General features: G+C 48.2%; 18 protein-coding genes. 10 read left to right on the forward strand and 8 right to left on the reverse strand.

Features of this window, described 5'->3' with window-relative positions:
* Positions 1 to 20 precede the first annotated feature (20 nt).
* Genes BLW97_RS10335 through BLW97_RS10345 form a run of 3 tightly spaced genes read left to right on the forward strand, consistent with a single transcriptional unit; the run spans position 21 to position 1,364 of the window.
* Positions 21 to 311 carry a TraR/DksA C4-type zinc finger protein gene (locus BLW97_RS10335; RefSeq protein WP_142087086.1) on the forward strand — a complete coding sequence of 97 codons (291 nt, stop codon included), beginning with the start codon at positions 21 to 23 and terminating at the stop codon, positions 309 to 311.
* Positions 295 to 645 carry a YbjQ family protein gene (locus BLW97_RS10340; RefSeq protein ID WP_075323096.1) on the forward strand — a complete coding sequence of 117 codons (351 nt, stop codon included), beginning with the start codon at positions 295 to 297 and terminating at the stop codon, positions 643 to 645. Before BLW97_RS10335 ends, BLW97_RS10340 begins: the two co-directional genes overlap by 17 nt.
* Complete coding sequence (locus BLW97_RS10345) at positions 642 to 1,364, forward strand: hypothetical protein (RefSeq protein WP_075323097.1); 723 nt, start codon at positions 642 to 644, stop codon at positions 1,362 to 1,364. The genes BLW97_RS10340 and BLW97_RS10345 overlap by 4 nt, the downstream gene beginning before the upstream one ends.
* Before the next feature lie 23 nt (positions 1,365 to 1,387).
* Here BLW97_RS10345 and BLW97_RS10350 read toward each other — a convergent pair whose 3' ends face one another.
* The gene (locus BLW97_RS10350; protein WP_075323098.1) at positions 1,388 to 2,239 is read right to left on the reverse strand and encodes a glycosyltransferase family 2 protein; all 852 of its coding nucleotides are present in this window, start codon (positions 2,237 to 2,239) and stop codon (positions 1,388 to 1,390) included.
* 62 nt (positions 2,240 to 2,301) lie between these two features.
* Between BLW97_RS10350 and BLW97_RS10355 the strand changes: the two genes are divergently transcribed.
* Positions 2,302 to 3,594, forward strand: coding sequence for a flippase (locus tag BLW97_RS10355; RefSeq protein WP_075323099.1), 1,293 nt, complete (start codon positions 2,302 to 2,304; stop codon positions 3,592 to 3,594).
* Here BLW97_RS10355 and BLW97_RS10360 read toward each other — a convergent pair.
* Both BLW97_RS10360 and BLW97_RS10365 read right to left on the reverse strand, forming a co-directional pair.
* Positions 3,587 to 4,486 carry a glycosyltransferase family 2 protein gene (locus BLW97_RS10360; protein ID WP_075323100.1) on the reverse strand — a complete coding sequence of 300 codons (900 nt, stop codon included), beginning with the start codon at positions 4,484 to 4,486 and terminating at the stop codon, positions 3,587 to 3,589. The genes BLW97_RS10355 and BLW97_RS10360 overlap by 8 nt on opposite strands.
* An 86-nt stretch (positions 4,487 to 4,572) precedes the next feature.
* The gene (locus BLW97_RS10365; RefSeq protein WP_075323101.1) at positions 4,573 to 5,214 is read right to left on the reverse strand and encodes an SOS response-associated peptidase; all 642 of its coding nucleotides are present in this window, start codon (positions 5,212 to 5,214) and stop codon (positions 4,573 to 4,575) included.
* 92 nt (positions 5,215 to 5,306) lie between these two features.
* Between BLW97_RS10365 and BLW97_RS10370 the strand changes: the two genes are divergently transcribed.
* The 6 genes from BLW97_RS10370 (at position 5,307) to BLW97_RS10395 (ending at position 13,616) form a co-directional block, all read left to right on the forward strand.
* A complete protein-coding gene (locus BLW97_RS10370) occupies positions 5,307 to 5,987 on the forward strand; it encodes a hypothetical protein (RefSeq protein ID WP_075323102.1) in 681 nt (226 codons plus the stop codon).
* Complete coding sequence (locus BLW97_RS10375; RefSeq protein WP_075323103.1) at positions 5,984 to 6,277, forward strand: integration host factor subunit alpha; 294 nt, start codon at positions 5,984 to 5,986, stop codon at positions 6,275 to 6,277. Before BLW97_RS10370 ends, BLW97_RS10375 begins: the two co-directional genes overlap by 4 nt.
* A gap of 455 nt (positions 6,278 to 6,732) precedes the next feature.
* On the forward strand, positions 6,733 to 7,239 hold the full coding sequence (locus BLW97_RS10380; RefSeq protein ID WP_075323104.1) for a hypothetical protein: 507 nt from the start codon (positions 6,733 to 6,735) through the stop codon (positions 7,237 to 7,239).
* Positions 7,240 to 7,662: 423 nt separating this feature from the next.
* Entirely contained in the window at positions 7,663 to 8,361 is a 699-nt protein-coding gene (locus BLW97_RS10385; RefSeq protein ID WP_075323105.1) for a hypothetical protein, read from the forward strand.
* 1 nt (position 8,362) lies between these two features.
* The gene (locus tag BLW97_RS10390) at positions 8,363 to 11,233 is read left to right on the forward strand and encodes a DUF3854 domain-containing protein (RefSeq protein WP_075323106.1); all 2,871 of its coding nucleotides are present in this window, start codon (positions 8,363 to 8,365) and stop codon (positions 11,231 to 11,233) included.
* The gene (locus tag BLW97_RS10395; RefSeq protein WP_075323107.1) at positions 11,214 to 13,616 is read left to right on the forward strand and encodes a DNA polymerase; all 2,403 of its coding nucleotides are present in this window, start codon (positions 11,214 to 11,216) and stop codon (positions 13,614 to 13,616) included. Before BLW97_RS10390 ends, BLW97_RS10395 begins: the two co-directional genes overlap by 20 nt.
* A gap of 1,758 nt (positions 13,617 to 15,374) precedes the next feature.
* On the opposite strand, the gene BLW97_RS10400 is transcribed toward BLW97_RS10395, so the two are convergent.
* The 5 genes from BLW97_RS10400 to ilvN form a co-directional block, all read right to left on the reverse strand.
* A complete protein-coding gene (locus tag BLW97_RS10400; protein WP_010642217.1) occupies positions 15,375 to 16,583 on the reverse strand; it encodes an O-antigen ligase family protein in 1,209 nt (402 codons plus the stop codon).
* Between the two features lie 34 nt (positions 16,584 to 16,617).
* A complete protein-coding gene (gene pssA, locus BLW97_RS10405) occupies positions 16,618 to 17,370 on the reverse strand; it encodes a CDP-diacylglycerol--serine O-phosphatidyltransferase (RefSeq protein WP_024893872.1) in 753 nt (250 codons plus the stop codon).
* Positions 17,367 to 18,038, reverse strand: a complete 672-nt coding sequence (locus BLW97_RS10410) for a phosphatidylserine decarboxylase (RefSeq protein WP_075323108.1) — start codon at positions 18,036 to 18,038, stop codon at positions 17,367 to 17,369. Before BLW97_RS10410 ends, pssA begins: the two co-directional genes overlap by 4 nt.
* Positions 18,039 to 18,139: 101 nt before the next feature.
* On the reverse strand, positions 18,140 to 19,156 hold the full coding sequence (gene ilvC, locus BLW97_RS10415) for a ketol-acid reductoisomerase (RefSeq protein ID WP_075323109.1): 1,017 nt from the start codon (positions 19,154 to 19,156) through the stop codon (positions 18,140 to 18,142).
* Between the two features lie 45 nt (positions 19,157 to 19,201).
* Positions 19,202 to 19,687 (reverse strand): acetolactate synthase small subunit, encoded by a 486-nt coding sequence (ilvN, locus tag BLW97_RS10420; RefSeq protein ID WP_075323110.1) that lies wholly within the window; start codon positions 19,685 to 19,687, stop codon positions 19,202 to 19,204.
* Positions 19,688 to 19,689: the final 2 nt, after the last annotated feature.

Raw genomic sequence — 19,689 nt, forward strand, 5'->3', positions numbered from 1 at the left:
CCATGATTCAGGGGGAACGTTTGGCTGATGAGGCAGATGTAGGCGCAAAGAATACGGAAGAACACCTGATGGACGCCTTGGCGAGACAGCGTGACGCCTTGGTGCCCCACGAAGAACCTGACGAAGACGCACAGGGGAATCGCTATTGTTTGGATTGTGCCGATATCATTCCCCCCGAACGGATACAGGCGGTACAGGCTGTTCGCTGCGTAAGATGTGCGGCCAAAAGGGAACGCTTTAACAAATTGACGCAAGGTCGGGGTGGCGCTGGACGTGTGATGAACGATGAAGGAAATGATGGTGGAAAATAATGTCCTCATCCTCACCATCAACGACTGCCCCGGTATGCGGGTGGTTCGGGTCATCGGGCCGGTCTACGGTACGGGTGTCCGGTCCCGCAATATCGTCGGCAATCTTCTGGGTGGTATCCGTGCCGTCTTTGGCGGAAAACAGGGTGGTTATCTCAAAATGATTGCCCAAACCCGCGATGATGCTCTGGAACAACTGGCTGAACATGCCCGTTCGCTTGGGGCCAATGCGGTACTGGGGATGCGCTTCGATTCTGGTGAGTTTGATGCCGGACAGGGGCAGGCCATGAATGAGGTCACGGCCTATGGGACGGTGATGGTGGTGGAAGTGCTGTGAGCAACCATACAAATTTGTTGCAGACGTGGTTATTACCGGGGGTGACGGTATTGCTGGCAATTTTCACTGGCGTGTTGGCTTACTTCACCTATAGGATGGCAAAATCTACCGAGAATGCACTTAAACAAAACGCGCAACTCGTGGCGGAAACACATGAATTAGTCGAGAGTAATAAAACGCTTGTTGAAAGCGAAGAGCGCCACCATCAAGAAAATCTACGTCCTTTGTGTTATATAAAACCGACTAGTCTTAGGATGGGCCATATTTGTGATGATATTTTTGGCGATCTTGAGCCTTACCTGAATGCCTCAGTAGGTCCGGTATTATCTATAAATGGTACTTTAGAAAATGTTGGACTTGGTCCCGCAAAGAATGTGTCTGTGATTCTGAGGCGATTTCCAGAAAAAGACGAGTTTCGTTGTAATTACGGACCTATTGACGCGCATGGAAGCTTTTTTGTTACTAGCAAGTATGGTTACTCTGTCCCGTTACCCTTACTAGGCAATACCAGTAATTTACGGGCGACAGATGTTGTAAGATCTAGTTCTCTGGTTATTTATGTAGAGTTTGAGGACTTTTTTGGTAAAATTTTCCACACCACTCACAGAAAGTATCGTGATCATTTCTACGATGGATTCTCGACTGGGAAAGTGCCTGATATTTCAGAAACGATTTTTCTTCAATATGGTATGAGCAGTGAATCATCAATCGCCTTATGAGCTCTTTCTTTCGAGTACGAGAATTAACGCTTGGTAAGTCCGACCCAACTTCCTTTCAAGGTACTTACAATCCGATTTTTATCTCGACTCAATAATCGTTTGAGCAGCCTTCCTGAAGTTCCAAATAAAATCGGAATAAATGGATTTTTATAATTTTTAAGATAAAATCTAATGGCTGATGTATTGTAATAATAATCCAGAAGTGGACTGTTGTTGCCTACAGATGCTGACTTTTTATGAAATATTTTAGAATTATTCGCAACAGCCAGTTTCCATCCTGCTTTACGAAGGCGACAGCATAAATCGACATCTTCCCAATACATAAAAAAGGACTTTTCATCAAATAATCCGACATCATTCACTGCAGAGGCCCTTAAAAGCATGCTGGTCCCCGTAATATAATCAATGTGAGGTTCATCGTTTACAGTAAAATAATGTCCAGCTCGTCCCGTTAGTTTGCTCACCCAACCACCACCCCAAGCCTGTATGTGATTGATTGTGCCCATGTCATGAATGACGCTGCCGACAACCCCTATTCTAGTATCAGACTCTGCTTTACTGACCATCTCATGCAATGCATTAGAATCTACTTCCGTATCATTGTTTAGCAGCCAGATATATTCAGCATGTTGTTCTAGGGCATATTTAATGCCAACGTTACACCCACCAGAGAAACCGAGATTAACCCCAGTTTTAATCAAAATATAGAAATCATCAAAATGCTCAATAGCTTTGATGGACTCATCTGAGGAACCATTATCAATTACAACTACCTGATTGTTAGTGTATGTAGATTTTTTTATTGAATTGAGACAGGTCATGGTATCATGATGTCCGTTCCAGTTAAGAATTATAGTAAATACTTTTGGCCTCATAAGTAAACCTTATAGTTAAAATTCATTTAGAATGCTTTTGAAGCATATAGGTTTCTAGGATTATGTCAATAAAAGGTCTCTTAAAAGATGAAACAAAAAAGATTTCATACCAATTTTTATTTTCCATTGGCACCACAGCAACAAACCTTTTTTCGTTCGTAATTTTAGCACGTAATTTAAACGCCCCTGCATATGGTCTGTATGTATATATTCTATCGTTAGTTGGCCTAACGAGCGTTATAGCTTCTTTTGGAATGCCTACTTTGCTAATCAGAGAGGTTGCAAGATTTTACAGTAATAAATTAAATTCAGAAATAAAAAAAATTATCATAGCAGCTTTTATTATGCTGACAATAGGCACAGTTTTAGTTGGATGTGCTTTCTTTGTTCTGATGGATGGTTCTTTTTCTATAATTAAGATCAAAGCTTCAAGCGGTCTAATTTTAATATCAATTTTTCTTCTTTTTGTGGTGCAAATAAATAATTTATTGATATCGGTCCAAAACGGCATGTCAGAGTCTTTACGCTCTGCAAAAGTTGTTTTAATTAGTTCTTTATTGTTTCTTTTATCAATTTTTGTTATTTTGATAATCAATATAAAGCTAGACACCTCAATTGTATTGATTATTTTAACGGTGACCACAATATTGTCTATTGTTATTCAATCGATTCAGTTGCGATCTATAATTAATTTGAAATGCAGAGCTAATGTTTTGGAAATGCCCTGGAAATTTTGGCTTTCTGAAGCTTTCCCATTGTTAGGGGCTGGTCTTGCATTTTCAATAAATTCGCAAATTGATATGGTACTCTTGGGTATAATTAAAGGGTCTGATTATACCGCCATTTATCAGGTTGGCGTGAAGATGGCTTCGGTGCTTGTAATTGGCTTAGGTTCTCTCGCCGTTGTTTATCAGCCATTGTTGTCGAAAGCTTATTTTTCAGGAAACACGGATGATTTAAAAATAAAATGCAAGTCTATAAGTCGAATTGCATTTGTTTTGGCTTTATCTATTTCTATCATATTGATCCCAATGAGAAGCCTTATACTACAAATTACTTTTGGTACTTCATATATAGAAGCGGGCCAAGTCATGGTTATTCTGGTTGTGGCTCGGCTCTTCAATGCCTCTGTAGGTGCAGTAGGTCCATTTCTAAGTATGACTCAGAAAAGTAAAGTTTTATTCATAGGGTTGATGATAGAATCTGTATTTAATGTTTTCCTAAATCTGATGCTGATCCCTGATTATGGATACGTTGGTGCCGCTTTGTCTACTGGAATTAGTATGATTATTGTAAACATTGCGTTAGCAGTGTTTATCAAGAAAAAATATGGCATCAGCATGTTTGTTATTTAATTTTCTTTAACTGAATATAAATATTTGGCGCAAGAAAAATCAGTAGTGATTTCACCGATGGCCTGATCATTAATGATCTCTTCGCTAGTTTTACGGCTTCTGATATGTTGTTTCTCATTAAATAATCTATAGCAGCAGTTCTTAGTTGTAGAGAATAACATTTTTTATTTTTATTAAAAGAATCCGCATTGTTTTGGATTATTTTTAAAATGTTTTTTGATCTTGGGTTGGTGTTGACGCCATCTGGTGATGTTAAAGAATATACCAAAATCTCATCTGTTAAGGCTAATCTATTAAATTTGGTAAGTTTCAATGCTAAATCCCAGTCTTCATCTGTTGATAAGCTTATATCAAATCCACCCACATTTTGAAGTGCACATTTTTTCACCATTAATGTTGGTGTATCAATAAAATTACGGTGCATTAGTGCACTGTGGTATTGTCCGTTCTGATCTGCCGTGGTATAAATTGACGGGATAACATCAGCTATCTTTTTATTAGATATTTTTATATGTCTGCAATAACAACCAACTACATTCTCGTTATGCCTAAGCATATCGAAATATGAACTTATTTGATATTCAAGTTTTCTTGGAAGCCAAATTACATCGCTATCTTGGAATGCAACCAAATTTCCTTTTGCCAAGCTGATTCCTAGATTTCTTGCAGCGGAAGCACCCACATTTTCTTTCAATTTGATATATTTAATTCTTGAATCGTTTAGTTCCTCTATTTTCTTTTCTGTATCATCTGTAGATGCGTCATCAATTACAATTATCTCAAGATTATTGTATGTTTGTGCCAGAACACTTCTAATTGATAATTCAATTATGTGCCCCCTGTTAAACGTTGGAAGCACGACACTAACCAAAGTGTTTTCTTTTGTTCTCATCTGTTCGTTCTCATTGAGGATATTGTTGAGCAGGTATCTGATGCTTGTTGTTGGTTGGGTGGTTATATCATGGAAATCCCTTATCGTCAGTTCATCAGCAGATGCAGCCCATCATCCGCCACCCTTTCCACCCGCTGCGCTTTTAATTCGGCATGTGGTAAGGCAAACACCTTGGGAATGTCAGCCACCTTCAAGGCCGGACTGATCCATAAAGACAATGCCGCATCCCCCATCAGGACAGGGCTGCGATCATGGATACCGGAAACGGCAGGTTCTGGTGGGCCTACCAGAATAGTGCAACTATCCAGCGTAGAATCCCCATCGGTCCAGTGGTCCCATAAACCGGCAAAAGCCAGCGCTTGACCATCTACTCTATCCAGATACCACGGCTGTTTTTTGCCGGATACACTAGTTTGCCACTCATAGAACCCCGTGGCAGGTATGACGCAGCGCCGATGCTTCCATGAATCCCGAAAAGTGGGCTTCTGGCTGGCGGTTTCGACTCTGGCGTTGAAAGTGCTGTAGGTGGCCTTGGCTTCTTTGGCCCAATGCGGAATCAGCCCCCATCGCGCTGTAATCCATTCAGGGCCAGCACCGACATCCCGGATAATCGGCACATTCTGGCCGGGGCTGATATTAAAGTGTGCCTCGAAGCCCGGTAGAGGCAAAGACAAAGCCTTGATGATCCGGTCCAGCTTGCGGGGTTCCAAAGCATAACGGCCACACATAGACACCTCAGAAATAGGGTTTAATTGGATTATGGTACATGTTTTTCAGCATCAGGATTTTCTGGGAAGCCGCATCGTGATAGATTCCCGCAATGAGTAATGTTCACACATTCCCCGCAGGCGGTAAGTCCGCTAGACCCTCGCGCAAGAAACGTAAACGCCTGACCGCCTATGGTCCGGCTCTGTTGCTGCAAGACATTGATAGCCAACCAGTAGATGTGCTCGACGCCATTATTCAGGCGGGTAGCCTGTACCTTGCACATACGGGTCAGGAACCCACTGCGGATGATTTGGCTGCCCCTTGCGCCCAGTTTCTGCAGACCATTCATGGCATGAATGTCCTGACGGAAGCGGCCAATGTGCTGATCTATGACGCGCAGAGATACCCTGAACTGACAGATCAGGAAGCCGTGGATTGGCTGGTTCAACGGACCAAAACCACGCACAAGGTCATGCGCAAGCTGGATAAAATGCTTCCAACGGATGAATTTATTCTTTCTTCAAACAGCTTTGGACCGGACTTCATGGCGGAATATGCCACCAATGCTGCCATGCTGGTGGTCAGTTATTTTGCGGAAGACCTTCTGGTCTACTATGACGAAAATTTCATTCAGACCAAGAAGGACCGGCGCAAGACGATGATGCTCGATTTTCGGGATGCCTATCGGGAAGTGATTCAGGATTGCCAGATACACATAAACGCCCACGACTATCTGTTGAAAGAACTGGCCTCGGCACAACGCGCATTGAATAAGGTGATGAAAGAACTATGACCGTTACAAAAGCAGAAATGGCTTATTTTTTGATGGATGAAATGGGGCTGACCCGTCTAACCAGCTTGGAACTGGTGAATAGTTTGTTTGATACGATACGGGAAACACTGGCCTCTGGTGAAGACGTGAAGTTGTCCGGCTTCGGGAATTTCACGTTACGGGAAAAGGCTGCCCGACCGGGGCGGAATCCCAAGAACGGCGTACCCCATGTCATTACGGCCAGACGGGTGGTGGTTTTTAAGGCTAGCCCGAAACTCAAGGAACGTGATACTAGCCCTGTCGCGGGATAAACCCTTTTGGTGGTTCCCGTTGTACTTATGGACAATCCCACCAATAAAAAGCTACAGCTTTTGATGCGTTACTTTATCTGGCGTTCACCTTATCCCATTAAAACAATAATCACTAAATATATAGTAACGCTAACCAACCATTTTTCATCTACTGGAACCAATTCATTTGGTTGTGCCATCCTTAATAAATAGTCGGCCACCACCCAATTAAAGCCGTACCTGAATAGTGGCCATCACTTAATAAGGCCGCGCAAGAATAGTAAACCATCACTCAATTAAGCCTCACCAGAATAGTAGAGCACCACCTAATAAGGCCGTGCCTAAATAGTATGCCGCTACCCAATCAAGTCACCTCAAAATAGTTGGCCATCACCCAATAAAGCTATACCCCATATGGTTCGGCTATACCAATCATGACGGAATAAGCCGTGATGAGATTTGTGAGGATGGATGTCATGAAAAAATCCCTATTGGCAGGACTGGGTTTGGATGAACTCAACTTGAAACCTGTAACGCGGGAACCCCTGCGCAAGCCGGAACAGCCGGTACCAACCCAACCAGAACGTGACCATCCAGTAAGACCGCCGGAATCTGTACGTCAACCGGAACCTGCACGCCAGCCAGAATCCACATACCCGCCTGCACCGGTTATGGAACAGCCCTCTTTGGTCCAGCCTGAAGTTGATGCGCCTACCCAGAAACGCAAAGCAGGCCGCCCAAGGCTACATGCTGACCATGTACTGACCCCTACCGAAAAAGCAAGGCGGTATCGGCAGAAGCGGAAAACGATGGCACAGAGTGCGCTGGATGGTTCCTTACTACCTGTTGATGTGGCGTTGATGGGCCATCGGGATTTATGCCTTGCTGTGTCGAGGGTACTGGGCCAGCCCGACAATCTGGAACTGCGGATGAACAGCGCGCCGGTCATCAAGGAACTGAAGCGTCGCCTGAATCACTTGTGATTCGCATTGCGCAAGCTGGAATTTTAAATGTGGTTTTTCATGGAAACCTAAATATATTCACATATTGTATTTTGTGCTTTATAAAGTCAAATTAAAATTGGTAAAAATATTTCGAAATAATGTTGATAACTTGGAACTATTGGACTATATATATGCCCATAGGAATGGTGTACGGTTTATCCCATCATTGGCGAGTCTATACCATCCTGTGGATACAAAATTATCCACTCGGCGGTGCCTCAGATGTGCTCTGGCCGCCCGGCTGGTCACCGGATTCTTTGCTGCTCAAGCGATGGTTTCCCGGCCAGCACACAGGTGAGTTCCCTTATTAAAGGGGGCACATCTGAGGCACACACCGAGTAATTGACCGTTGTATGAGGAAACCAAATTGAGAGTAATTGACCATCACACGAGGAAACCATTATGAACAGTAAAAACACGCCCAGCGCATGGGCCGAATTTCGCGCATGCATATACCGCTATGGCGGTATTACCATCTTCCTTGCTACCTGTCTTGGTCAGCTTGGCTTTGTGCCAATGGCAGATGCCATAACCATTATCACAATCCTTATCCCCATGGTTCTTCTGGCGGGGATGCCACATGTCTGGGGGCACATCTCTGGCAATGTCACATTGGTGAGAACTGAGGCTAAAGCTTGGGCTATTACCAGCCCCACAGCTGCCTATCCAGCCCAATTGCGCGAGCGAGGTGCCGTTGGTGCAGATTTGGTCGCCCATGCCCACAGACAACAATCTGCCGGTCGTCAGTCCGGTCATCGGAAAGCTGGTGGACACAAAAAGCCAGCCAGCAGCAGTTCCGACGATAGTGATGGTGGTGAGCCGCCTGCGTCTCTGCCTTTAATCTGCACGGTCCATGATCTGGCTGTACTGCTACAGGTCAGTCCTAAAACACTTCAGAACAAACCCAATTCTGCACTACCCCCTGCCGTCTTCATCCCCGGTTGTCGCGGTCCGCGCTACCATTATCGGGATGTCATCGCATGGCTGAATAGCTTCCCTGTCGGGGGCGCGAAATCCCCAAGAACGCCCAAGGGCAAAATAGGCCGCCCAAGGATTGCCACACTCGCCCAGATAGCCGCTGTTCGCGGTAAGGGGGTGTGACATGGGATTAATTAACGACTTCAATCATACCCAGCCCGAAAATAAGGCTGAAGCGACTGTTCAGACTGTCCAGCCCGTAGCACTGGATGAGATTAAAAATCTCACCCGTGAAGACCTGGCTCGCTCGGGGCTGACACCGACGGAAATACGGGTTGGGTCCAAAACACCAGAACAGGCACAACAAGCGTTGGGCTTCAAAGGCAGGATACCCGCTCGGGGTGCCTACGCCATACCCTACTTTGACCTCGACAATAATCCTATCGAGGACCAAGGTATGCCTTACCAGCGGTTCCGACTGTTGGGCTTAGAGGAAGGCAGTACACTCGGTAAGTACCTATCCCCCAAAGGCAGTCGGTCGCATGTCTATATCCCATCGTCGTTTCGAGATGCCCTGAAAAATAGCAAGGTCGGCAAAACGCTCGTCATCACGGAAGGCGAAAAGAAAGCCACTGCCGCTTGCCTTGCCGGTATTCCTTGCGTGGGTCTGCCCGGTGTTTACAACTTCAAGGCGAAGGACAAAGAACAGGCTGTTCTATCCCCTGAGATTGCGGCGCTTATTGAACAGTTACAGAAAGAGGATGCCATAGATACCGTGGTGGTCCTCTATGATAGTAACGGCTGGCCCATGGAAAAGGCCTCTGCCCCCAGAAATGCGGAAGAATTTGGCCAGCATGGCAAACTTTGGTCGCTGGGCATGGGGCGCTGTGCGTTGAATGCGGACGTACACCATGCGGCTCGCAAACTGGCGAAGCTGATTCGTGAGACGTTTGTGGGGCTGCCGGTCGCTGCACAATGGATGAAACCCGATCTGGAAAAATGTACCGGGCCGCGTGGTGGGCAGTACACCATGCTTCGGTGCAAAAGCCGTGGTCTGGATGATGCGCTTGTGGCGGATCAGTCCTCTGAAGTTTTGAAAACCATCGCAGAAGCTGCCAGCTGGGCCAGTGTGTCCAAACCAGATGCGGATAACGAGGGTTTTATTCCTTTGGGTACCCTCAATCAGGGCCTCTATGTGGCTCTCTGGTCAAATCGGTCGAAAAACCTGATTACGATGCCCGGAAAAGACCTCAGCAATGTCAGCGCGCTAACCCTTATGGTGGGCAATTCTTATCTGGAAAAGCACTACTCGAAAATAGACAAACAGGGCAACAGAAGCGTCGATGCCCAGCGCGCAGCGCGGGAAGTTGCGGATGCCTGCAGCCTTGCGGGCCATTTCAACGAAGCGGACCGTGTGTTTGGGACCGGAACATGGCTAGGTGAGGACGGCGATCTGGTCGTGAATACGGCAGACGGCGTATTCAGGGCAGATGGACAATGCATTCCGCGCATTGTAGAGGGCAGGAAAGCCCTCTATATCAAAGAAGGTCCTTTTCCACCCCCAGCTTACCGTGCAACGTCTAATGCAGAATACAGGGCGGTTGTTTCGCGCATTATGTCTTCACTCGAACAGTGGAATTACGCAGGCGGCACGGCGGCAAGCGCAAAGATGGTGCTGGGCTGGATGACCATGACCATATTTCTGGGGGCCATGACTTCGCGACCATCCATATGGCTGGTAGGTCAGCGAGGTAGCGGCAAGTCTGAACTGCTGCGTTTCATCAAGTCCTGTCTGGGGGGATATATGTGGCATACGGACATGGCCAGTGAATCCACATCTGCCGGTGTTCGGCAGATGTTTGGGCGGTCATCCGGCCCTTGTGGTCTCGATGAGATGGAAAAAGACAATACGGACAATGTGAACGCCAGATCCGAGCGAAACACGAACGGGTTTCTTAGTCTGAACCGCAGTAGCTATTCAGCGGGTTCCGACGTGCGGAAAGGCACTGCCGATCAGGTTGGCAAAGTATTCCGCATCATGACGAGCTTCTGCTTTGCTTCAATCGCTGACCCTGCATTGGAACCTGCCGACCTGACACGCATTGCAAAAATCTATCTGAAGCCCCTTCAGCACGACGGGCACATTGGCAAGCCACCGGCGAAGCTGAGCGCAGAGGACGCCGCTGTGTTCTTCTGGGGCACAATTCAGCGGTGGCAGTCTTACCAGAGCTTGTTTGCTGAAGTGCGGGAACACTGGTTGTCCTATGCCGGAAATGGCGAGTCACGCGAAGTGGATACTTTCGGTGTGTTGATGGCTGCAGCAATGACGGCAGTAGATCAGAATGTCAGCAATGTATGCACAACAATGGGACAGGCTTTGCCCGATCTGATGGGCCAACTTCAGGAAGCCCGAGAAGCATCCAAAGAATCGGATTTGATTCTGGATACGATTGCGGCCATGACCATTGAGGTTCTGCGTCCCGAGACGGATGAACGTGGAAACTCACGGATTAATCGTGACAAGATGAGTGTTGGGCGGGCCATGCAAACCGAAGTAGTCAGGCTGACCAAGTCACCTAACAGCACCATGGTCAGCGAGGAAGCCCAAGCGCTGGGCAATATCGGGATTCGTCTGCTGGAAAACGCAGGGAAACTATATGCGGCTATCGTTGCACGGCATGCCGGTCTTTCAGATTTGCTGAAAAACACCCGCTGGCGTAAAGACGGCGCTTGGACGGGCGGGTTGCGTGATGTGGATGGGGCAATACGCAACCACCCCGTGCGCGTGTCAGGGATGCTAAGAAAATGCACCTTGGTACCGGTAGCGGCACTTAGGCTGGATATTCCTGACACCTTGTTTTCAGGGGACGATGCGGCGACTACCAACAATGTAGTGCCTCTCATAGCCAAAGGTGAAGCCAAGAAACCGGAAGAACCGGCGCCACCGGCACCCAAACAGGCACCACCAACCTTTGTGGTGAATGACCCCACAACCCCCTTGCTGGACCAACTGACCAAAATTATTGAGGTGCCCTATGTCGACCTTGATGCTTGATACACCAACGCGTAATTCATTCACAGGACCAGAAATTCTGCAGGCACTGTCAGAAGCATTACCCGACGCTACAGTGCATGGTCCGGTTGAAATCGTCTTGGACGTGGAAACCACGGGCCTGACACCATGGGCGGTGAAAAAACCTTTCACCAATGGAAAGGATGGGGATGCCATGCCCCGCTGTCGGGTTCTGTCACTGTTCCTGCCCCACAATGGATTCCAGACTGCCGTGGATTTGGACCAATTTTCGTCTGAACAAAAACGGACTTTGGTAGGGATGCTGCATGGGCATGTTTGGGTTGGTCACAACCTGCTGTTTGATTATCAATGGTTGCTGAACCTGCATGCGGATATACGGCCTGCACGGATTGTGGATACGATGCTCATGGCAACGGCCATACGACCAGAAGCGGTTTATTATATGCAGTCGGTTATTGTTCAGGCTGAAACCCGGCAGCCATCCACCCGAAAAAACTATGCGGAATTTGCCCGGCATGTGAAAGACAAAATGGCACACAAGACAAGGTCTGGTGACAAAGAAGGTGGGGCATTGAGTCTGGATGATCTGGCGCTCTGGTTGTTCGACCAGAAACTCGACAAGACTTTCCAGAAACCGCAAAACTGGATGCCGGATTATCTCTCACCGGCCCATTACGATTACTGCATGGGGGATGTGGATATTCCCCCAAAAGCCGCACGGGCATTACTCAAGATAGACTCGGATACAGACATTCATGGGGTGCTGAACGCCTTGGATAACCACAATGGCGGCAAGGCATATCGAGACATGGAAGAAGCCTTGCATGTGCTGGTTCGGATGCAGCGAAAGGGTTTGTACTGGTCTCATTCAGCGGCGGCAGAACTGGATGCGGCTTTAAATGTGGCAGCAATAACGGCCATGGATGCACTGGAACAGATTGTTCCCGCTTTGGGGGCGTTTCGCGAACGGTTGTTGAATCCCAAGCAAGGTATGAACGATGCGCTCAAAACAGCCATAGATCAGGCCATTCGTGCAGAAACAGGGCAAGGATTACCTACAACAGCCAAGGGGAACCCTTCTCTTTCGGCCAAAGACCTAGAAGAAGTTTTCCCAGATAGTCAGGTAGTAACGGCCTTGCAGGGTGTTCTCAAACCTGTTTCAGAGCGTGGGAAAATTCCCCAATATGCAGCGCTGGTGGCTGAGGATGGGCGTATTCATCCGATGACGGGTATCAATACGGTGACAGGCCGGACTTCATCACAGGAACCCAATTTGCAGAATATCCCGCGTGATCCCCGTTTCCGGGCCATCTTTGCGGCACCAGAGGGGCATAAAATCATTGCCACGGACTTTTCGAGTATTGAATTGCGTATTGGCGCGGCCTTGGGGGTCAGGTCTTGGCGCATGCTGCGTTTCCTGCGGGAAGATAACCAATGCCAGTCACCACAACGGCAACGGATAGCTTGGATAGTCCAAAAAGTCCCCGAACTTTTACCATGGCTCAGTGACCCCTCTGAGCCTGTTCCGGCAAGGATCGCCGAAGCGAACCCGTTTCCGGACAGCAAAAGCCAACCGGACATGGATACCTGGGCACTGGCGATAGCCTGCCAGCTTTGCGTCATCGTGAAGAAGATTCACACGGCCACGGAAGGGGATGAGGCCAAATTGCCTTTCCGCTTGGCGTACATCAAAGGACTGGACCCGCATATGATTACCGCCCTTGCTATGGAATCCATGAGTGGACGGTTTGAGTTGGGTGGTTTGACCCCTATCGCATACTTAGAGTCTCTGACGCGGGATGCGCAGGATGCGCTGAAAAAGACGCTGAAAGGCTCACGACAGGCGGCAAAGGCGGTGAACTTCGGTCTCATATACGGCATGTCTGCGGAATCCCTCTGGAAGTCTGGCAGGCAGTCTTACGGCCTGAAATGGACCGAGGCAGAGGCAGAAGCCGCTAAAAACGCATATTTTGAATTGTTCCCGGAAATGGGTCTTTGGCACTGGCTACTGAAAAATGCTTTCAGCCAAAAAGCGGATATTTTGAATCCCTACAAGGCTTATGAAGTGCAGCCAGCAACAGCAGGGGGAAAATTATATCTCGGAAGTACCCTGTCTGGCCGTTTGACCATATCTTCTAAAATGACGAGCGGGGCCAACTATCAGGATCAGGGAACGGGGGCTGAAATTGCTTTCCGGGCACTGCGGGCGTTACCGGAAGATATACAGAGTTATCTTATCAATTTTGTCCACGATGAGCTGTTGCTGGAAGTGCCTGAGGCTCGTGTTACCGAGGTGCAGGCCCTCGTCGAAAAAACCATGATTACGGCAGCGGATTCATTGTTGCTCAGATATGGCATCCCGACCGAAGTGGAAACATCTATGGGCGACTGTTGGGTACACTAGGCCCTCACCCGTTCTCGCCTTGCATGGTTGAGATCACCACAAAAGGGCCATTAAACATCAGCGTGATTAACGCTTCTACCGCATAACCAACCGGTGTAGATTTTTACTTCATATGGTTTCGGGCGACAGAGGTGCGCAATGAAAGTCCCGTGTTACCGGTAACAGAGGCCGACAGGTAACAGGCGGGTAACATAAATACATAATAAAATCAAAGCTGTTACCTTGTTACCTCTGTTACCCGCAAAAACGACACCCCTATACGGACAATTTCTCTATTATAAGAGTGCCCTCTATTTATAGCGGGGAAAGTCCCGTGGACGTATCAAATAGGTGGTAACAGAGGTAACAGTGGTAACAACATTGATTTATTTGGTTTTTCTTGTTACCTGTCTGTTACCTGCCCACTACCAACTGGTAACGGCGGGTAACAAGCCATGGACGCCGCCACGCTGGCCCTAACGGATAAGTCCTATGTGAGTCCACAAATAGGACAATGCTGGTTGAATTTAGGCGGGCGGGGCCTTGTGTATTTATGTCGGTTCATCCACCACGCGAGATCATTGCTGCGCAACATGGCTTTGAAAGGCCCGATAGCCACCATCGTCACCCCAAAAGGGCGATGGCACACTACCTTGTCATCTTCTGAATAAGGCTTGGCCAGCTTTTATCGGACTGATGATCCGCTCTTGGAAAAAGCCTGAGAAATTGCGGGGCGCTTATAAATAGATGCCCCCACAGTTGGGTTAATCCCACACCTGCCAGTTATCCCGCATCGAAGCCATCCCCCAAAAGTGCGGGGGTACATCCTCAAGAAGCGATCCCTCAAACGGTCTGGAACCCGCTTAAACATTGGTCACCGAAACCAAAGAGGCACCCATTAAAGTGCGGGGGTATTACCCTGCCGTTTTCTGTATATGGTTCAATTCTATTTTTTATGGTTTGATTAAAAGGGAACGCCAGATAAAGGATGGGTTCAAAAGTTGTAGCTTTTTAATCATGGCGGATGCGTTATGGGCATCACCCCTGCGTTATGGTGGTCCTGCAGCATCCCAGCCCCGATCCGGCACGGTGGTGACTGTAACGGTGGCTTACGCGTTACAATGTAACATTGCATTATCTTGTTACAGTGTAACGCGATGAGGATAATTCACCGTGGCAATGACAGCAGCAGAACGGCAAGCAAAGTATCGAGAAAAGGCCCTGAAGGACCCTGACAGGCATTTGTTGGTCAAGGTGCAGGATGCTTCCACCTCAGGCACACGCCAATCTCAAGCGGCTACAAAAGACCACCGGATTGACCCAACGCCAGTGTATCGAACAAGCCATAAATCGGTTGGCAGAAGAACTCAACTGCTCGACTGAATAGTTACAGTGTAACGGTTAATATGGGAAACATTGTGCCAATGTTGGTACGGTGTTTGATATGTATGAACGATAGGCGGAAATTTTTCGCGGTGTCGGTGCAACATGCAATCGAGGTTTTCGATATGCTTGCTGATCTACTGAATGGTGGGCGGACACACTGATTTTTGGCACTTGTAAGTTATTGATTCCCGCGCCACCCTGACGCCATACTTGAAACGGGAATGATAGGGAATATTAGGGATTGGTGATACTCATATATTTTCACAACCAATTGTATATTATAAATTATTATCTTTAAGGCATTGATTCGGAAAGGCTAAAAAATGGCTACATTTGGCCTTCTAAGCCGTAGGTCAGGGGTTCGAGTCCCTTCAGGCGCACCAATAAAGTCAATCAAAAAGCATTTTCAGGAGCTAATCTTTTTTCTTGCCCATATTGCACAGCCATTAAAATGGCAAAAGGAATTGCCTGACCCTCCAGCCAGATAAATGTATCTGCAAAGCTACCCAGCACAAACCATAACCATGTAACCACCTGCACATAGCGCAGCAGTGGATCACTATGGCGCCATGCCCGGATCCCCAAATAGCCTATCAAAATAACCAGCGGAATAAATCCAAACAAACCCAACTCTGATAAATAGGCCAAAAATGAATTATTAGGACCGATCATGCTATCCACAACAGGAGGCAATTTAGGCTCCAGACCTCTTCTTGCCAGATCATAATAGGACGTTCTGAACTGTCCTGCGCCCACTCCAAAAAAAGGATGTTCAGCAAACATCTGTATAGCTGAGTGTGCATAGACCAGACGTAAACCAACACTGGTAATCACCCAGCCATTAAAAAACAGATAAACATCGTACACAGCCTGAATCCAGCGACTACGCAAAACCGGGGAAAGCAAGGCAATGCCCGCAAGAACAAAACCGGCTACTGTTCCGGCAACCCGATAGCGCGGAAACATCCACAATAAAACCAGCAAAGCCAATATAAAATATACCGCCTGCCCCGTTCTGCCAATCGTAAACATCAACTGCCAGAGCAATAATATAAATATGCCAAGAGCAATGCGTGGGCTCCAGAACAAAGTTTTTTCCGTGATGGCAAACATCAACAGCAACAACCCTGAGGCCAGCATCATACTGAAAGTAATATGGGTTTGTGCTAGACCAATTGGCCCCTGCCCAAGGAGATCCCGGAAGTGCCAACCCAGTACTTGCAATATACCTATCAATCCATTGGTGGTCAGCGCGACAATAAAAGATCGCAACAGGTAAACATAGTCTTTCTTCTGCCAGGGCATTACCGCCACCAGGGGCAAAAACCATAAATACCAAATATGTCTTACTGGCTCGTAATCATTCGCAGCCAAATGATAACGAAACAAATCATACATATTGATAATGAAAATAATAGCTATCGTCAAAACAAAAATGTTTGGCCGCAATTGTCGCCAATATCCCGACCATAAGAACGTAATCAAAAAAATTATGGCTGCATATTTGGTGAGCGAAATGGCCAAAGGAATGGTTAGAAATACCAACCATAATGCCATGAACGGGACTTTTTCACGACACCAAAGAACTGTTTTCGCTCCCATCTAAACACTTCCCTGTGGTGATATAAAAATCAACTCAAGACGAATGGCTTCCACGGCGTCTTTTTAAACGCCGGCTGCGGATCTGCCAAAGGGTCAGCACCAAACCCACTGCCACGTATATAATCCCGGCAAAGAAAAGCACCAAAGGCGGATGTACGGCGATCAGGGCGACCACCAAAACGACAATAATAGCCAGCGCAAAAGGAACACGCCCGTGTAGGTCAAAGTCTTTGAAACTGCGAAAACGGACATTACTGACCATCAGCAGCCCCAGAACATAGACCAACCCCAAGGCGATATATTCACTGATTTGGGTCAGCCAGGGATACCCCTCGCCAACGGCCACCCAGACCAGACTGGCCAGAACGGCTGCCGCAGTGGGGATGGGCAAGCCCTGAAAGTAGCGTTTTGAAGTGCTGTGCACCTGGGTATTAAAACGCGCCAGACGCAAGGCTCCACAAGCCGTATAAACAAAAGCACCCAACCAGCCGAACTTGCCGAAATCCTGAAGCCCCCAAAGCAGCACCAGAATAGCTGGAGCCAATCCAAAGGCGATTACATCGGCCAGTGAATCATATTCTGCACCAAAAGCACTTTCCGTATGCGTCATGCGGGCAACTCTGCCATCAAGACCGTCAAGAATCATGGCGATGAATATGACGATTGCGGCGGTACGATAATGGCCATGAATAGACGCAACAATGGAATAAAAACCGGCAAAAAGACTGGCTGTCGTAAACAAATTGGGGAGTACATAAACGCCCCGCCGGGGATACCGGGGATTCATGTTATGGACCCAGGCAAAGTAGCCAGACACTGCGCGCCGGACCGCACCCTCTCACCAATCCGCACCTGAACTTCCGTATCCAGTGGTAAATAGGTATCTACCCGCGACCCGAAACGAATAAAACCAAAACGCTGACCGGTGGCCACGTCATGATCGTTATGGACATAGCAGACAATGCGCCGGGCCACCAGGCCCGCTACCTGCACCACGGTGACATCATGCCCCCCGGGAGTTTTCACCCAAATCGCATTCCGTTCATTTTCCAGTGAGGCCTTGTCCAGGGCGGCATTAAAAAATCTGCCCGGGAAATACCAGACATTTTGTATACGTCCACTGACCGGCATGCGATTGACGTGTACATCAAACACATTCATAAAAATACTGATCTTAAGCGCTGGCCGCGACAGGTAAGGATCATCGACCTGCTCAATGGCAATCACCCGACCATCCGCCGGACAAAGGACAGACCGGGAGGACAAATCCGGTAACGGCCGACGCGGGTCCCGAAAAAACTGCAGACTGAACAAAAACAACAGATAAAAAATAGCCGGGAGGAGCAACCACCAACCCGTCAAAAAAATCTGCAAGACAATGGCGATGATCAGAAAGGCGAGCAGAAAAGGCCAGCCTTCACGCGCCAGAACAGGATATGGATAGTCAGTTTTCATGGGCGGAGCGTATCAGGACCGGAGCCATGAGAAAAGGGCGAACACCCAAGGCAAAAGACTTGCCCAAGAGAATTCACCCTTTTTCAAAAGTGCAAACAAATTTAGTTGCGTGAACGGTCCACAATCCGGTTCTGACCAATCCAGGTCATCATGGAACGCAGCTTGTTGCCCACCACTTCAATAGGATGCTCAGCACCTATCCGGCGCATGGCCTGCATGGTCGCCTTGCCAGCCTGATTTTCCAGAATGAATTCCCTGGCGAACTGGCCCGTCTGGATTTCGGTGAGGATTTTCTTCATCTCGGCCTTGGTGTCAGCATTCACCACACGCGGGCCACGGGTGAGGTCGCCATATTCTGCCGTGTTGGAGATGGAGTAACGCATGTTGGCAATACCCCCCTCGTACATCAGATCGACAATCAGCTTCAGCTCATGCATACACTCAAAATAGGCCATTTCCGGCGCATATCCTGCTTCGACCAGCGTTTCAAAACCGGCCTGTACCAGGGCCGTGGCGCCGCCGCAGAGTACCGCCTGCTCACCAAACAAATCGGTTTCGGTTTCTTCACGGAAGGACGTTTCGATGACACCAGCGCGGGTACCGCCATTGGCCTTGGCATAAGCCAGAGCAATGTTGGTGGCGTTGCCACTGGCATCCTGATGCACAGCAATCAGACTGGGCACCCCACCTCCCTGGGTGTAAGTGGAACGGACCAGATGGCCGGGACCTTTGGGTGCCACCAGGAAGCAGTCGAGATCGGCGCGGGGATGAATCTGACCGAAATGCACGTTAAAGCCGTGTGCGAATACCAGTGCCGCACCCTGTTTGATTTTGGGCGCAATTTCATCGCGATACAAAGCGGCCTGGCCTTCATCCGGCGTCAGAATCATGACCACATCGGCGCTGGCCACCGCTTCACCGACCTCTTTCACTTCCAGACTGGACTTGACGGCCTTGTCCCAGGAAGTGGAGTCCTTACGCAGACCCACCACTACGGAGACCCCGGAATCCTTGAGATTCAGCGCATGGGCATGGCCTTGTGAGCCGTAACCAATGATGGCCACTTTCTTTTTCTGGATAAGGGCCAAATCAGCATCGTTATCGTAATAAACTTTCATGTAAACCTCTGCGTATGTACAAAAAATGAATAATAATCAGGAAAATCAGATAGCCTTGGCCCCACGGCTGATGGCGCTGGCGCCACTGCGCACCACCTCAATGACCATACCCGGGTCCAGCGCATGAATAAAGGCATCCAATTTGTCACCAGGACCCGTGAGTTCAATGGTGTAAGAGCGATCGGTGACATCAATGATCCGCCCCCGGAAAATATCCGAAAGCCGCTTCACTTCTTCGCGATCAGGGCCGACAGCGTGAACCTTGATCAGCATCAGCTCACGTTCAATGTGTGGTCCCTCACTGAGATCATGCACGCGAATCACTTCAACCAGCTTGTTCAACTGTTTGAGTACCTGCTCCATGATTTCTTCGGAACCGCTGGTAGCCACAGTCATGCGCGAGATGCTGGCATCATGGGTTGGCGCTACCGTCATGGCTTCAATGTTATAACCCCGCGCCGAAAATAAACCCGCCACCCGCGACAAGGCACCCGCTTCGTTTTCCAATAAAATAGAAATGATATGGCGCATGC

Origin of the sequence: Acidithiobacillus albertensis (genome assembly GCF_001931655.1) — a bacterium.
GTDB lineage: Bacteria > Pseudomonadota > Gammaproteobacteria > Acidithiobacillales > Acidithiobacillaceae > Acidithiobacillus > Acidithiobacillus thiooxidans.